The sequence below is a fragment of the Lentzea sp. NPDC055074 genome (assembly GCF_053608005.1).
Window position 1 is genome coordinate 40,492 of sequence record NZ_JBSGUQ010000027.1, and the last position, 13,449, is coordinate 53,940.

The 13,449-nt window shown below is 71.0% G+C and carries 13 protein-coding genes; 8 read left to right on the forward strand and 5 right to left on the reverse strand.

Features of this window, described 5'->3' with window-relative positions; all coding sequences use genetic code 11:
- Positions 1 to 19 precede the first annotated feature (19 nt).
- Complete coding sequence (locus ACWF7A_RS40050) at positions 20 to 2,038, forward strand: NACHT domain-containing protein (RefSeq protein WP_452255722.1); 2,019 nt, start codon at positions 20 to 22, stop codon at positions 2,036 to 2,038.
- On the opposite strand, the gene ACWF7A_RS40055 is transcribed toward ACWF7A_RS40050, so the two are convergent.
- From ACWF7A_RS40055 to ACWF7A_RS40065, 3 genes are read right to left on the reverse strand one after another with little or no spacing between them, the layout of a single operon-like run.
- Complete coding sequence (locus ACWF7A_RS40055) at positions 1,974 to 4,214, reverse strand: FtsX-like permease family protein (protein WP_452255723.1); 2,241 nt, start codon at positions 4,212 to 4,214, stop codon at positions 1,974 to 1,976. The two genes, ACWF7A_RS40050 and ACWF7A_RS40055, sit on opposite strands and share 65 nt — an antisense overlap.
- On the reverse strand, positions 4,211 to 4,888 hold the full coding sequence (locus ACWF7A_RS40060; protein ID WP_452255724.1) for an ABC transporter ATP-binding protein: 678 nt from the start codon (positions 4,886 to 4,888) through the stop codon (positions 4,211 to 4,213). The genes ACWF7A_RS40055 and ACWF7A_RS40060 overlap by 4 nt, the downstream gene beginning before the upstream one ends.
- Entirely contained in the window at positions 4,885 to 5,409 is a 525-nt protein-coding gene (locus ACWF7A_RS40065; protein WP_452255725.1) for a PadR family transcriptional regulator, read from the reverse strand. Before ACWF7A_RS40065 ends, ACWF7A_RS40060 begins: the two co-directional genes overlap by 4 nt.
- Before the next feature lie 86 nt (positions 5,410 to 5,495).
- On the opposite strand from ACWF7A_RS40065, the gene ACWF7A_RS40070 reads away from it, so the two are divergent.
- A complete protein-coding gene (locus ACWF7A_RS40070) occupies positions 5,496 to 5,993 on the forward strand; it encodes a CGNR zinc finger domain-containing protein (protein ID WP_245822736.1) in 498 nt (165 codons plus the stop codon).
- On the opposite strand, the gene ACWF7A_RS40075 is transcribed toward ACWF7A_RS40070, so the two are convergent.
- Positions 5,966 to 7,162 carry a DUF445 domain-containing protein gene (locus tag ACWF7A_RS40075; RefSeq protein ID WP_452255791.1) on the reverse strand — a complete coding sequence of 399 codons (1,197 nt, stop codon included), beginning with the start codon at positions 7,160 to 7,162 and terminating at the stop codon, positions 5,966 to 5,968. The two genes, ACWF7A_RS40070 and ACWF7A_RS40075, sit on opposite strands and share 28 nt — an antisense overlap.
- 80 nt (positions 7,163 to 7,242) lie before the next feature.
- On the opposite strand from ACWF7A_RS40075, the gene ACWF7A_RS40080 reads away from it, so the two are divergent.
- The 5 genes from ACWF7A_RS40080 (at position 7,243) to ACWF7A_RS40100 (ending at position 11,532) form a co-directional block, all read left to right on the forward strand.
- Positions 7,243 to 8,406, forward strand: a complete 1,164-nt coding sequence (locus ACWF7A_RS40080) for a pyridoxal phosphate-dependent aminotransferase (RefSeq protein ID WP_452255726.1) — start codon at positions 7,243 to 7,245, stop codon at positions 8,404 to 8,406.
- 96 nt (positions 8,407 to 8,502) lie between these two features.
- Complete coding sequence (locus tag ACWF7A_RS40085; protein WP_452255727.1) at positions 8,503 to 9,033, forward strand: RNA polymerase sigma factor; 531 nt, start codon at positions 8,503 to 8,505, stop codon at positions 9,031 to 9,033.
- Complete coding sequence (locus ACWF7A_RS40090; RefSeq protein ID WP_452255728.1) at positions 9,030 to 9,191, forward strand: hypothetical protein; 162 nt, start codon at positions 9,030 to 9,032, stop codon at positions 9,189 to 9,191. The genes ACWF7A_RS40085 and ACWF7A_RS40090 overlap by 4 nt, the downstream gene beginning before the upstream one ends.
- On the forward strand, positions 9,188 to 9,544 hold the full coding sequence (locus tag ACWF7A_RS40095) for a hypothetical protein (RefSeq protein ID WP_452255729.1): 357 nt from the start codon (positions 9,188 to 9,190) through the stop codon (positions 9,542 to 9,544). The genes ACWF7A_RS40090 and ACWF7A_RS40095 overlap by 4 nt, the downstream gene beginning before the upstream one ends.
- Positions 9,541 to 11,532 carry a CHAT domain-containing protein gene (locus tag ACWF7A_RS40100; RefSeq protein WP_452255730.1) on the forward strand — a complete coding sequence of 664 codons (1,992 nt, stop codon included), beginning with the start codon at positions 9,541 to 9,543 and terminating at the stop codon, positions 11,530 to 11,532. Before ACWF7A_RS40095 ends, ACWF7A_RS40100 begins: the two co-directional genes overlap by 4 nt.
- On the opposite strand, the gene ACWF7A_RS40105 is transcribed toward ACWF7A_RS40100, so the two are convergent.
- Positions 11,502 to 12,188 (reverse strand): hypothetical protein, encoded by a 687-nt coding sequence (locus ACWF7A_RS40105; RefSeq protein ID WP_452255731.1) that lies wholly within the window; start codon positions 12,186 to 12,188, stop codon positions 11,502 to 11,504. The two genes, ACWF7A_RS40100 and ACWF7A_RS40105, sit on opposite strands and share 31 nt — an antisense overlap.
- 406 nt (positions 12,189 to 12,594) lie before the next feature.
- Here ACWF7A_RS40105 and ACWF7A_RS40110 point away from each other — a divergent pair, with 406 nt between their 5' ends.
- Positions 12,595 to 13,389 carry a hypothetical protein gene (locus tag ACWF7A_RS40110; protein ID WP_452255732.1) on the forward strand — a complete coding sequence of 265 codons (795 nt, stop codon included), beginning with the start codon at positions 12,595 to 12,597 and terminating at the stop codon, positions 13,387 to 13,389.
- Positions 13,390 to 13,449 lie beyond the last annotated feature (60 nt).

Consider the following 13,449-nt stretch of genomic DNA (forward strand, 5'->3'; position numbering starts at 1 on the left):
GTGCGTCATGATTCGACGCATGTCCAGATTCCGTCAGCAGGCGTTGCTGACCGGCTGCGTGCTGACCGCGGTGCTCACCGCCGCCGGACTGATCGCGTCCGACCACGGCATCAACCCGCACCTGTGGCTGATCGTGCTCGCGGTGGCGTTCCTGGGCTTGCTGGCGCTGCTCGACCCGTGGGTCCGGCGCAGGCACAACGCCGCGCTGAGCACTGACGAGCACCTCGACGCCGCGTGCCGGGCGCTCGCCGTCGGCCTGCAGGCGCAGTGGAACGAGGAGGTCCGTTCGCGCGGCCTCGTCGACCCCGACGTGCTCGAACTGCACTGGATCGCGCCCGAGCTCGACGTGAGCGACGAGCCCGACGCCCCTCCCGGACGCAGCGACGCGGTCGTGGGCGCGTTCGAACGGCAGATCAACCGGCGCATGGTGATCATCGGTGAGGCCGGCACCGGCAAGTCGACGGTGGCGATGCTGCTGACGTGCGGCCTGCTCGACCGCTACGACGGCGGCATGGTGCCGGTCCTGCTGCCCCTGTCGACGTGGAACCCGGCGGTCGAGGACATCCGCACGTGGCTCACGCGCAGGCTGTACGAGGACCATCCGGCGCTGCGCAACACCGAGCTGTACGGCAGCTACGCCGGCGACCTGCTGATCGAGCAGCACCTGGTGCTGCCCGTGCTCGACGGCCTCGACGACGTCCCCGCCCACCAGCGCGCGGACGCGCTCTCGCGGATCGCCAAGGCGTTCCCCGCGAACCGGCCGATGGTGCTGACGTGCCGCACGGACGAGTTCGCGTCCGCCGTGCGCCTCGCCGGTCCGCTGCCGGGCGCGGACGTCGTCGAACTGGCCCCGCTCGACCTGGACGAGGTCGCCGCCTACCTGCGGGCGAGCGCCGACAGCTGGGGTGCCGCGCGCTGGGAGCCGGTGTTCATCCAGCTGCGCGAGGAACCGGACGGCAGGCTCGCGGACGCGTTGTCGACGCCGCTCACCATGTGGCTCGCGAGCATGGTCTACGCGGACGCCGAGGCCGAGCCGACCGAACTGCTCGACCGCGGTCGTTTCCCGGACGCGCGGGCGATCTCCGACCACCTCTGCGACGAGCTGGTGTCGCGGGCGTTCGGCAACAGGGCGTTCGCGCACCACGCCAAGGCGACGCAGGTCTGGCCCCGCGACCGCGCCCGCAAGTGGCTCGAGTTCCTCGCGCACGAGATGCGGGACAGGGGCATCCGCGAACTGGCCTGGTGGGAGCTGCGCCGCTCGGTCGGCAACACGTGGCTCGCGCTGCTCGGCGCACTGGTGCTGGGCGCGATCGGCGGGTTCGGCGTCGGCTGGCTGATGGCGTACTCGATCACACCGTCGCTCGCCCCGATCACCGGTCTGGTGGCGGGCATCGGCGTCGGCGCGGCGGCCCTGACCGCCTCGCACGAGCGGAAAGCCAGGCCACGCCTGGGGATCGCGCGCAGCCTGCTGCTCGTGCCCGGCGTGCTCGGACTCGCCGCCGGACTCGTCTTCGGTGCCCTGTACGGACTCTCGGCCGGACTCGTGGTCGGCCTCGGCATGGCCGTGGCGATCGCGCTGCGGTTCGCATTGTCGAGCGCGGCGGAGCTCTCACAGGCCTCCAGTCCTCTGTGGACGATGGCGCGCGACCGGATCGCCGTGTGGACCGGATCTCTGGTGCTGGCCGTGGTCTTCGGCTCGGCCGCGGCACTGGTGTTCGGCCCCGGCCAGACCGGCATGGTCGGGCTGGGACTCGCGTCCGGGCTGATGCTCGGCTTCGCGCTGGCCGTGCTGCACCTGCGCTGGTGGTGGTTCACCGTCGCGCGGATCTGGCTGGCACTGCGCGGAAAACTGCCCTGGGAGCTGATGGTCTTCCTGGAGGACTCCCGCAAGCTCGGCGTGCTCTGCCGGGCGGGAGCCTGCTACCAGTTCCGTCACGGACTGGTGCAGGACCGCCTGGCAGAGCACGAGGTGATCACTCGGTCCGCAGGCCCAGTGCTCCGGTCGCCCTTCTCAGCGAAGGCAACGTCAGAGCAGTGACCAGCACGACCAGTCCGACCGCGATGCCGGTGACGACGCCGATACCCGCCCAGTCGAAGGCGACCTCGGCGTCGAACACCCGCGTGACCAGCACTCCGAGCAGGAGGCCGGTGCCCACCGACACCACGGTGGAGATCACCAGCGGGATCGCGTTCTGCCACACCAGCGACAGGGCGAGCGTGCCGCGCGGCACCCCGCCGGCCGCCATGGCCGCGAGTGGACGGCGGCGTTCCCGCACCTGCTCCAACCCCACTACCAGCAGCGACGCCCCGGCGAGCAGCAACGTGAGCAACGCGGCGGCGTAGAGCGCCCTGCGCATCACGAAGAAGACCTGCGTGATCTCGCTGGAGTCGTTCTGACCCACGTAGTAGGCGTGGACCCGCCAGGAGTAGGGCGCGATGGCGTTGCGCACGTGCTCCGCGACGTCCGGCATCGCCGCGTCCAGCTCGGCCTGGACCTCGGTGGTGCCCCTGGTGAGGCTGAGCCCCTTGGCCGCGGCGGGCGTGAGGTAGAGGCCGGGACGGGTACCGCCCGCCGGTTCGACCGCGGGGACCGTCCAGGTGGTCTCGGTGTCCTCCAGCTCGAGCTCGTCGCCGGCTTTCGGATCGCCGTTGGCGACGGAGGCCTCCGGCACGACGTACGCCTTGCCGTCGGCGCAGTCCGCGAAGCGCCCCGTCGACTGGAGCGCCGTGCACGTCCCGATGCCGATGATCGTGTGGTCGCCGCCGGGCAGGACCCCGTAAGAGCGCGTCATGGTGTGGACGCCGATGACGCCCCGAGTCCCGGCCAGGAGCCCCGGCAGGTCGGGCAGCGGCGTGCTCTCGTGCACGGAGACCGAGAGGTAGTTGTAGCTCGCCTCCCGGCGGTTCTCCTCCGTCACCTCCTTCTCGACGCCCGCGAGCATCACCTGCAGCGTGACCACACCGGCGAGCACCACCGCCACGCCGCCGACGACCCGCGCCGCCGTGCCCGCGTCGAGCTGCAACCGGCGCACGGCCAGCTGCAACGCGGGCGTGGCGCCGCGCAGCCGGTAGGCGACCTGTTCGACCAGCCACGGCAGCAGCACCGGGATGGCGAACATCAGCAGCACGACGCCGGCGACGATCGGCCACGCGGCGGGCTTCTCGGTCTCGCCGAGCCTGCCGAACTGGCTCGCCAGCAGTGCCGCGCCGGCCAGGGCGGGCACGACCCGCCACCACAGCCTGCGCTTCACCGGCTTCTGCTCGCGGACCACGCCGAGCGGTTCGATGATCGTCCGGCGCATGGCGAACACCGAGGCCAGCACGGCCAGCGCCGGCACCGAAACCACCACGACGAGCGTCAACGCCCACGTCGGCGTGACGTCGCTCGGGAACACCGCGATCTCGGCGAGCGGAATGTCGTCCACGAACGGCCGCAGCGCGAACAGCAGCCCGAACCCGACCGCGAGCCCCAGCACCGCTCCCGCCAGCGCTTCCCCGGACGCGATCAGCCGCACCCGGTTCGCGCCCGCTCCGACCAGCCGCAACGCCGCCAGCCTGCGATCGCGCTGGGCCGCGGCGAGCCTGGCCGAGACGCTGACGAACACCAGCACCGGGAACAACAGCACGACCGCCGCGACGATGCTCAGCATCAGCAGGATCGTCGGCAGCCCACCGCCACGCCCCTCCCGCCCGAAGCCGTGGACCTCGTTGCCGTCGTTCGGCGCGATCCCGGCGTCACCGGCGAGGAACCGCAGGTCCTGCGGGCCGTCCAAGCCTTCGAGCGCGAACGTGCCGATGACCTTCTGCGGGAACCTCGGCCGCAGCAGCTCGCCTTCCGGACTCGCGAGCAGCGCCCCGAGCCTCGGTGACACGACGACCTCGCCGTCGGCCGGCAGCCTGTCCACACCGGGCGGCTTGGGCGCGTCGGGCGCGAGAACGCGCACGTAGGCGCCGACGACGTAGTCGGAGCGGAACGCGACCGACGACTCCTCCACCAGCAGCGGCGCGGCACCGGTGCCCTTCGTGACGACGGCACGGTCGTTCGAGCGCTCGTTGCGGTTGCCGAATGCGGTCGGAATCGACGCGGCGAGCAGCAGCACCGCCACGCACATGCCGATGCCGGCCCCTTGGAGCGCGAGCCTCACCCAGGACTTCCGGCTGCCCCCGACAGCCAGCCGGACTCCCAGGGCGAGGTCGCTCAACACCCGCTTCACCTGACGAACTCCACGTCCCGCGAACGGCCGTCGCGCACCACGACCTCGCGGTCCGAGTACGCGGCGACCCGCGGCTCGTGCGTGACGAGCACGACCGCCGCGCCGGTCTCCCTGGCCGCGGTCGTGAGCAGGTGCATGACCCGTTCGCCGTTGAGCGAGTCGAGCGCGCCGGTCGGTTCGTCGGCGAAGACCACCTTCGGCGCCGTGACCAGCGCACGGGCGACCGCGACGCGTTGCCCCTGGCCACCGGAGGTCTCGCCCGGTCGCTGGTCGGCGACGGTGTCGACCTCCAGGCGGGACATCCACTCCTTCGCGGCCCGTTCGGCGTCCTTGCGCTTCATGCCGCTCAGGCGCAGCGGGAGCGCGACGTTCTCCAGACACGTCAGCTCCGGCACGAGCTGGCCGAACTGGAAGACGAACCCGAACTCGGTCCGCCGCAGCTCACTGCGGGTGCTGTCGTTCATCGCGGTCAGGTCGCGGCCGCGGTAGGTGACCGTGCCGGAGTCCGGCGGCATGATGCCCGCGAGGCAGTGCAGCAGCGTGGACTTGCCGGACCCGGATGGGCCCATGATCGCGACGACCTCGCCCTCGCGGATCGCGATGCCGGCGCCGTCCAGCGCGCTCGTCTTCCCGAACGACTTGTGCAGGCCCTCAGCTGTCAACAGGGACGTCATCGGGCCACCTCCTCGGCGAGCTTGTCCACGCGGGCGGCGGTGAGCTCGAGCCACCGCAGGTCCGCTTCGAGGTGGAACAGGGCGAAGTCGCAGATGAGCTGGTCGGCGAGGTCGCCGTCCGCCTTGCGCCTGGTCAGTTCGCGCATCGTCGTGAGGTGCGCGGAGCGTTGAGTGTCGAGCACGCCGGACGCGCTGCGGCCGGACAGCAGGGCCAGCACGACCTTCGTGAAGAGCGTGTTCTGCAGATACGGGTCGGGTTTCTCCGGCGTGCCGAGCCAGCGCTCCACATCAGTGACTCCGGCGTCCGTGATCGCGTAGCGCTTGCGCTCCGGACCGTCGCCCGCCTCCACGCCCGCCTCGCTCACGAGGCCGTTCTTCAACAACCTCGACAGGGTCGAATACACCTGTCCGTAGTGCAACGGCCGGTCCTGGCCGAAACGCTCGTCATAGGCGCGCTTCAGGTCGTAACCATGCCTTGGACCGCCTTCTAGCAGGCCCAACAGTGCGTGTCCGATCGACATGAGGAGCACTATACACACGAGGTATACACCCGGTGTATTCATCGGATGCCCTGACGGGCAACCGCCGTGGCGCCTACAGTGGTGGGGTGACTGGTCTGACTGTCGGCTGGGATCACGACGTCGAGCTGCTGCTCGACTTCCTGAACACTCGACACGTACTGGACAGTGAAGCCTCCTGGCGCGCATGGGTGACCGAGCGCGGCCTCGGGCGGAGCAGTGAAATCGCGCAGGCGCGCGCCGCTCGTGCGGCGCTGAGGTCGTCCATCGAGGGGTCCTCAGGGCCGCAGACGGCAGCGGGCGTCGTCCACATCGAGCTCACCGACGGCGTCCCGGTGCTGTCGAGCTCGGACGCGCTCGGCGCGGTGCTCGCCGCCTCGGCCCGCCTCGCCGTGCTCGGTTCGTGGGAACGCTTCAAGATCTGTCCGGCCGACGACTGCCTGCGTGCGTTCTTCGACCGCTCGCGCAACCGCTCGCGCACCTGGTGCTCGATGCAGGTCTGCGGGAACCGCGAGAAGGCCCGCACGTTCCGAAAACGAACACGAGCCCAGAACCCGCCTCAGAACAGCACGTTGGCCACGGTGTAGATCACCAGGCCGGCGAGCGCGCCGACCACGGTGCCGTTGATCCGGATGAACTGCAGGTCCCTGCCGACCTGCAGTTCGATCTTGCGCGAGGTCTCCTCGGCGTCCCAGCGCTCGACCGTGTCCGTGATCAGCGTGGTGATCTCCGCGCGGTAGTTGCCGACGACGTACCCGGCGGCCTGCTCCAGCCAGCCGTCGACCTTGGCGCGCAGCTCCGGGTCGTCGGTGAGGTTGGTGCCGAGCGTGATCAGCCCCTGCGTGACGCGCTTGCGGAGCTCGCTGGACGGGTCCTCGGCGGCGTCGATCAGCATCTTCTTGGCCGTGCCCCAGGCCGAGCTGATCACCTTCTGCACGTCCGGGTGGTTGATCACCTGCTGCTTGACCTGCTCGGCCTTCTGCATCGTGACCGGGTCGCTCTGCATGTCGGTGGCGAACTCGATCATGAACTGGTCGACCGCGAGCCGCATCGGGTGGTTGACGTCGGTCTTGACCGCCCACGCGAAGTTGACGAGCTCGGTGTAGACCTTGTCGCCGAGCAGCGCGTCGACGAACTTGGGCGACCACGTGGGCGCGCGGTCCGTGACGATCAGGCTGACCTTGTCGGAGTTGTCGCGCACCCACTCGTAGGCGCGGTCGCACATGAGGTCGACGAGCTTGTGGTGCGCGCCGTCGGTCAGGACCTGCCCGAGCAGCTTGCCGAGCGGCGGCCCCCACGGCTTCACGGTGACCCGTTTGACGATCGCCTGCTCGACGACGGCCTGGACCTCCTCGTCCTTGAGGACCGTGATCGCGCCCTTGAGGACGTTCGAGAGCTCGTTGGTGATCCGTTCGGCGTTCTCGGGCTGCTTGACCCAGGCCCCGGCCCGTTCCGCGATGCCCGCCCGGCGCAGCTTGTCCTGCACGATCTCGGGGCTCAGGAAGTTGACGCCGACGAAGTCACCGAGCGTCTGGCCGAACATGTTCTTGCGCTCGGGGATGATCGCGGTGTGCGGGATCGGCAGGCCCAGTGGCCTGCGGAAGAGCGCCGTGACGGCGAACCAGTCCGCGAGCGCGCCGACCATGCCGGCCTCCGCGGCGGCCCGCACGTAGCCGACCCAGGCGCCCTCGAAGGCGTGGGTGGCGAAGAAGATCACCGTCGCGCCTATCAGGAAGCTCGTCGCGACGAGCTTCATCTTGCGCAGGTCGGTGCGCTTCTGCTGGTCAGCGACGGTCAGTTGCTCCACGACACCATTGTCCGTGAAGATCCTGCGTTGTGCGGGTACCAGCGCTAGTTCCTCGGTTGCAGCCGTTCACGTCGACCATCTTCGCGGAGATGACGGCGCTGGCCGTGCGGCACGACGCCGTCAACCTCGGTCAGGGCTTCCCCGACACCGACGGTCCGTCGTCGATGCTCGCGGCGGCCCAGTCGGCGATCGCGTCGGGCGTGAACCAGTACCCGCCGGGTCCCGGCATGCCGGTGCTGCGCCGCGCCGTCGCCGCCCACCGCTCGCGGTACGGGCTCTCGTACGACCCCGACACCGAGGTCCTGGTGACCGTCGGCGCCACCGAGGCCATCGCGGCCTCGCTGCTGGCGCTGGTCGAGGCCGGCGACGAAGTGATCCTCATCGAGCCGTACTACGACTCGTACGCCGCCTCCGTCGCCATGGCGGGTGCGACGCGGGTGACCGTCGGCCTGCGCGAGGACGAGTCCGGCCGCCTCGCGCTGGACGTGGACGCCCTCCGCGCCGCCGTCACGCCCCGGACGCGGGCCATCCTGGTCAACACCCCGCACAACCCGACCGGCACGGTGTTCCGCTTGGAGGAGCTCCAAGCGATCGCCGCCCTGTGCGTCGAGCACGACCTGCTGGCGATCACCGACGAGGTCTACGAGCACCTGGTGTTCGACGGGCTCGTCCACATCCCGCTGGCCTCGCTGCCCGGCATGGCGTCGCGGACGTTGTCGATCTCCGGCGCGGGCAAGACGTTCAACTGCACGGGATGGAAGATCGGCTGGGTCTGCGGCCCCGCCGAACTGGTCGGCGCGGTGCGCGCGGCCAAGCAGTTCATGACCTTCGTCGGCGGCGCCCCGTTCCAGCCAGCCGTCGCCCACGCGCTGACCGCCGAACTGGACTGGGTCACGTCGCTGCGCGACTCGCTGGCGTCGAAGCGCGCCCGTCTGGCCGAGGGTCTGCGTGCCGCCGGCTTCGAGGTGCGGTCGTCCGAGGGCACGTACTTCATCTGCGCCGACGTCCGGCCCCTGGGCTACGAGGACGGCCTGGCCCTGTGCCGCGACCTGCCGGCGAAGATCGGCGTCGCGGCCGTGCCCGTCCAGGTGTTCACCGACCGCCCGGACCAGTGGAAGCACCTGATCCGCTTCGCGTTCTGCAAGCAGGACGCCGTGATCGACGAAGCCGTGGAAAGGCTCCACAAGCTGTAGTTGTCCACAGGTGTGGATGAGTTTCTCCACAACTGTGGACAACCCACTTTCGGGTGAGGCTTGGAGCCTCCTCACCGGAGTTCGACTCCAAATGGCATGGACTCGAACACAGAGCTTCTCGTGGCGTGGCGTTCCGGCCTCTCGGGCTGGGACGCCCTCGTCGACCGCTACTCCCGCCTCGTCTGGTCGGTGCCCAGATCGTTCCGCCTGAGCCAGGCCGACGCCGCCGACGTCTACCAGTGCACGTGGCTCTGCCTGGCAGAACACCTGACCCGCATTCGAGAACCGGAGCGCATCGGCACGTGGCTGGTCCGTACCGCCACTCACCAGTCGCTGGCGGTCCTGCGCACCCGCGGCCGTGAGGTCTCGTACGACCTGTGGGAGCCGGCCTCCGTCCTGCCGGCCCCGGACGAGGTCGCCATCACCAACGATCGGCAGCGCCGGCTGTGGTCCGCGCTGACGACCTTGACCGAGCGCTGCCAGCGCCTGCTGAGGATCGCCGCCCACAGCCCCGAACTGAGTTATGCACAGGTTGCCGACGCCCTGGGGATGAAGGTGGGGAGCGTTGGCTCCACGCGCAGCCGTTGCCTCGCTGACCTGCGACGGAAGGTGGAGGGCCTGCGATGAGGGACGCCCTCCTGACGCTGCCGGCCGGCCGGCCGGACCGCACCGACGGCCCGCCCCGGCTCACCGCCGACGGCCTGGCGGCCACCCTCCTGAACTGCGCTGAGACCCGGCCTCAGCCCGTTGTCCACAGCCTGCCCGACCTCGGAGGTGCGCGATGAGGGACTCACTGCTCGACGAGATCGCCGACCTGCTCCGCTCGGACACCCCACCGCCCGTCCTGACCCCGCGCCCGACCGGCCTCGATCTCATGGAGGCCGTCCGAGAACCGGTCCGCGGTTCCTCCCACCAGCTCGTGTTCCACCTCGGCACCGGCCGCCTGCACCTGCAGGTCGACGCGGGCCGGCTGACCGGCGTCATGGACGACAGCCTCGCCGTCGAGGTGCACTCCCCGTCCTGCGTCCAAGCGCTGCGGCCCGACGCCGAAGGCTGGTTCCGCACGAGCGTCAGGCCGGGCCCGATCTGCGTGACGGTGCCCGCGCTCGGCGCGACGACGGGCTGGTTCGTCGCATGAGCGCCAGCGCCGATCCTCGGGCCACCATCGCCACGACCGAGGTCCGCGGCACCCCGGCCCAGCGCGCCGACGCCCTGCACGACCTCAGCGTCGCCCACGTGGAGCTCGGCCACCTCGACGTCGCCGCCCGGTTCGCGCGGCGCGGGCTGCGGCTCACCGGCGAGGCCCGGTTCCACCTCACGCTCGCGTGGATCGACCTGGATCGCGGGCGCCGCAGGCAGAGCCTTCAGCACCTCGACCTCGCCACGCCCGGGCTGCGCGGCAGGGACCTGGGGCGGGCGCGGTGCCTGCGCGGGCTGCACCTCTGCGCGACAGAACCTCGGCTGGCCATCGCCGAACTCACCGCGGTCATCAAGGACCTGCGCCGGCACGGCGACGAACGCTGGCTGGCCAACGCGCTCATCGGGCGCGGGATCGCACGGTGCTCCGCGCTCGAGCTCTCCCGGGCGGAAGCCGACTTCACCGCGGCGGAGACGGTGCTGCGGGCGCTGGGCGAGCCGGGCAGGGCGGCGATGTGCCTGCACAACAAGGGGTTCGTCGCGATGCTCGCCGGCGACCTGCCGCTCGCGCTGCGCCGGTACGAAGAGGCCGCGAAGAACGGTCTGGACTCGGCCAGCAGGCCCGAGGCTCTCGTCGACCGGGCCGAGGCGCTGCTCGCCGCCGGACTGACGGCGGAGGCGCGCTCGGTGCTGGCTCCCGCGATGGAACTGTTGCGGCGCTGCAACAGGCACGTACCGGAGCTGGCCGTGCTGAGTGCCCGCTGTGCCCTGCGGGACGGCGATCCCGAGCCCGCGCGGCGACTCGGCGGGCCGGACGTCGAGTTCATGCTGGCCGCCGGGAAGCTCGACGCCGTTGCGGCGCACAGGTTTCGCGGACCTGTGCAGACGCGGGCACTCGGGTGGCTCGCGCAGGCACGGCGGTCGGATCGCCGAGGTGCGCTCGCCGCGTGCCGGGCCGGGCTCAAGCTGCTCGACGAACACCACGGCGACTGGCCGCGCCGCGAGCTGACCGGGCACGCGCTCGGGCTCGCCAGAACCGCGCGCGAGGTGCTGCACTGGTCCGAGCACCACCGGGCGTCGGTTCCGTTGCCTCCCAACGAACCTGACCTCATGAACGCGCTCACGAGCCTGCGCGGGGCGAGGGCGTTCGGGCTGCCGCTGGAAGCACTGGAACGCGACGTGCGGAGGCTGACCCTGGCCGCCGGCACCAGAACCCGCCACGACGTCACCACGCCCCCGGGACTTCCGTTGGTCAGCTTCATCGTCCACGAAGGACAGATGAAGGCGGTCACCCTGATCGACGGGCGTGCCGGCATGCGCACGGTCCCCGAGCCGGCCGCACTCGTCAGCACCGCCAGGCTCGCGTTGCGGGCCGGACGCGCTGTCGTGACGGATCTCCTGCCGGACGCGGAGGAGGTCGTCGTGATCCCGGACGGCGTGCTCCACGAGATGCCGTGGGCCGCGCTCGGCCGCCGCGTCCACGTCGTCCCGTCGACGAGGCACTGGCGTCCGGCCGGTCACCGCGGCCGCCGAGTCTGGATCAACGGGCCGAACGTGGGCAGGGAAGTGACCGCGCTCCAACGAGAACACGGCGGTGACGTCGTCGAGCCCACCGTCGAGGAGACGCTCAGGTCGCTGGAAGGCGCCGGGGTCGTGCACATAGCGGCGCACGGGCACGTCCACCCCGGCAACCCGCTGTTCTCCCACCTCGACCTGCGCGACGGCCCGCTCTACGGCTACGACATCGCGAGAATCCGGAACCCGCCCGACACCGTCGTGCTGTCGGCCTGCGAGTCGGGCCTCGCCCGCGCCTTCCTCGACGCCGGCACCAGGGCTGTGATCGCGAGCGTCCTCCCGGTACCGGACGCGCTGGTCAGCGAGGCCATGCGGGAGGTCCACCGCGGGATCGACCACCCGGCGGAGGCGGCGAGGGCCGTCGCCCACCTCGGCTTCAGCTGCTACGGCACCGGCACGAGGGTCGCGGCGTGAAGGGCCGCGGCGAAGGAGGTGCCGGTGCACAACTGCTGGGACGTCCCCACCGTGGCCGGCACGTCGACACCGGGCACGACCACGTCGACCCAGGGACCGCGGCCCGAGAACGCGGCCGAGGTGCCCACCGCCGTCACCGCGGGCAGAGCAGCGGGCCACCACGGGCGTGCGGAACCGCCGTTGCCCGCCGCGGCCACCACGTTCCCGCCGCACGAGGCCAGCACGGGCGGGCACTCGTCGTCGAACGAGTACGTGCCGGACGCCACCAGCACCACCGGCAGGTCGCGGGTCGCGCGCAGAGCGGCGGCGAGGGTCAGGTCGTCGCCGAACCCCGAGGCGCCCAGGACGGGGAACGGACGCACCGAGGCGCCGTGGTGGCGGAGGACACCGGCGACCAACGCGCCGTGCGGGGCTTCGAGAGGGGTGTCGAGCAACGCGACCGTGCCCTCGCCCAGCAACTCGGGGATGCGTTCGCCGACCACCGGACGGGAGGTGCCGATCATGATCGGGCAGGCGATGTGGACGTGGTTCGGCGTGGCGCCCACCTCCACGGCGATCTCCACGACGCGCGCTCGTTCGGACGCCTTCAGATGCATGCGGATGGCACCCGAAGCGATCTCCTCGTGCGAGTAGACGCCTCGCAAACGCTTGCGCACAGTGGGTGCGTCCGCTGGCAGCACTACTAGTTCCCCCGAACGGACCAAGCACTCGTTTGGCCCCGCGCTGTCGTGCACGACTACGGGGCCGAGCTCGCGAGAGGCGTGATCGACCAGCTCAGAGAGGCTGTTGACCTGCTTTGGCGCGTCCACATCGGACACCATCCCCCGCCGCGACACGGTCCACAGGGGACCGACGCGCAAAGTCACTCGATCCGATGACGACACTGACGGTGTTCATGCCTGATCAGGGCAACACGGACAGCCGCACGAGACCGCCCTTCCGGGTGTTTCGCGCCGAGTTGGTTCACGAAGTCACTCTCCGGTGCTAGACATAGCTCTACGTCGACCTCCGACGGCGCTGTGCGTTGAGGGTGACCCGAAACGGTGGACGGGTGGTGATCCTGTGGCAGGTGGTGGAGTTCGTGCACTGCTGCTGCGGACCGCTGCGCTCGGCGGGCTCACCGCCGCCGCCTGGCTGCTGAGCGGCACGACCGCGTCGGCCAGTCCCGAGGAACCGCCGGCCGTCGAGATCACCACCGAGGCCGAGGCCGAGGCCCCGCAGCTGCTCGAGGATCCCGCCGGGTGGGCGAAGTCCTTCACCGCGTCGGTCGTCGAGAAGCACCAGCCGGAGAAGCTCATCCCGCCGCCGGTCGTGACCAGGCCGGAAGAAGAACCGGAGGAGGAGCCCGACGAGGGCCCGATCCTCGACTTCACCGGCGGCTCGAACAGCACCACGCGCTCCGGCACCGTCACGAACCAGGCGCCGGCCGAGGTCGTCCAGGCCAAGGCCGCGGTGCGCGCCGCCAAGATCGCGGCGAAGATCGCCGCCGAGCTCCCGCCGCCGCCTCCTCCTCCGCCACCCGCACCCGTGCTGGTGGCCAAGAAGGTCGTTCAGCTGCTGCCCGACCTCCCGGTGCCCGCTCCCGTGAAGTCCGAACCCGCGCCCGCGAGCGACTACAACTGGTCCGCTCCCGGCCCGGACGCGCCGCTGCCCGCACCGCAGCAGGCGCCCGTCGTGATCGCGACGGCCTCCGCGTCGTCCGGCCACACCGACAACTCCGGCGGCACGCGCGGCGTGCTCGCCGTTCTGACGTCGCACGACTCGCTCTTCCCGCCCACCACGTGGTCGGTCGAGGAGCGTCGCGACGGCACTGCGCCCGGCAGCATTCCGGGCCTGCCCGCCACGTCACCCGACTGAGTCCGACAGGACAAGTCTGCCCTCTGCGCGATTTGTGACCGTTCTGTTCCGTCGCGCCAG

Bases quoted from the DNA above. Each gene is read 5' to 3' on its own strand.
- ACWF7A_RS40075 (WP_452255791.1), bottom strand. From the start codon at position 7,162: ATGAAGCTCGTCGCGACGAGCTTCCTGATAGGCGCGACGGTGATCTTC.
- ACWF7A_RS40090 (WP_452255728.1), top strand. From the start codon at position 9,030: ATGAGGGACGCCCTCCTGACGCTGCCGGCCGGCCGGCCGGACCGCACC.
- ACWF7A_RS40085 (WP_452255727.1), top strand. From the start codon at position 8,503: ATGGACTCGAACACAGAGCTTCTCGTGGCGTGGCGTTCCGGCCTCTCG.
- ACWF7A_RS40100 (WP_452255730.1), top strand. From the start codon at position 9,541: ATGAGCGCCAGCGCCGATCCTCGGGCCACCATCGCCACGACCGAGGTC.
- ACWF7A_RS40060 (WP_452255724.1), bottom strand. From the start codon at position 4,888: ATGACGTCCCTGTTGACAGCTGAGGGCCTGCACAAGTCGTTCGGGAAG.
- ACWF7A_RS40050 (WP_452255722.1), top strand. From the start codon at position 20: ATGTCCAGATTCCGTCAGCAGGCGTTGCTGACCGGCTGCGTGCTGACC.
- ACWF7A_RS40065 (WP_452255725.1), bottom strand. From the start codon at position 5,409: ATGTCGATCGGACACGCACTGTTGGGCCTGCTAGAAGGCGGTCCAAGG.
- ACWF7A_RS40095 (WP_452255729.1), top strand. From the start codon at position 9,188: ATGAGGGACTCACTGCTCGACGAGATCGCCGACCTGCTCCGCTCGGAC.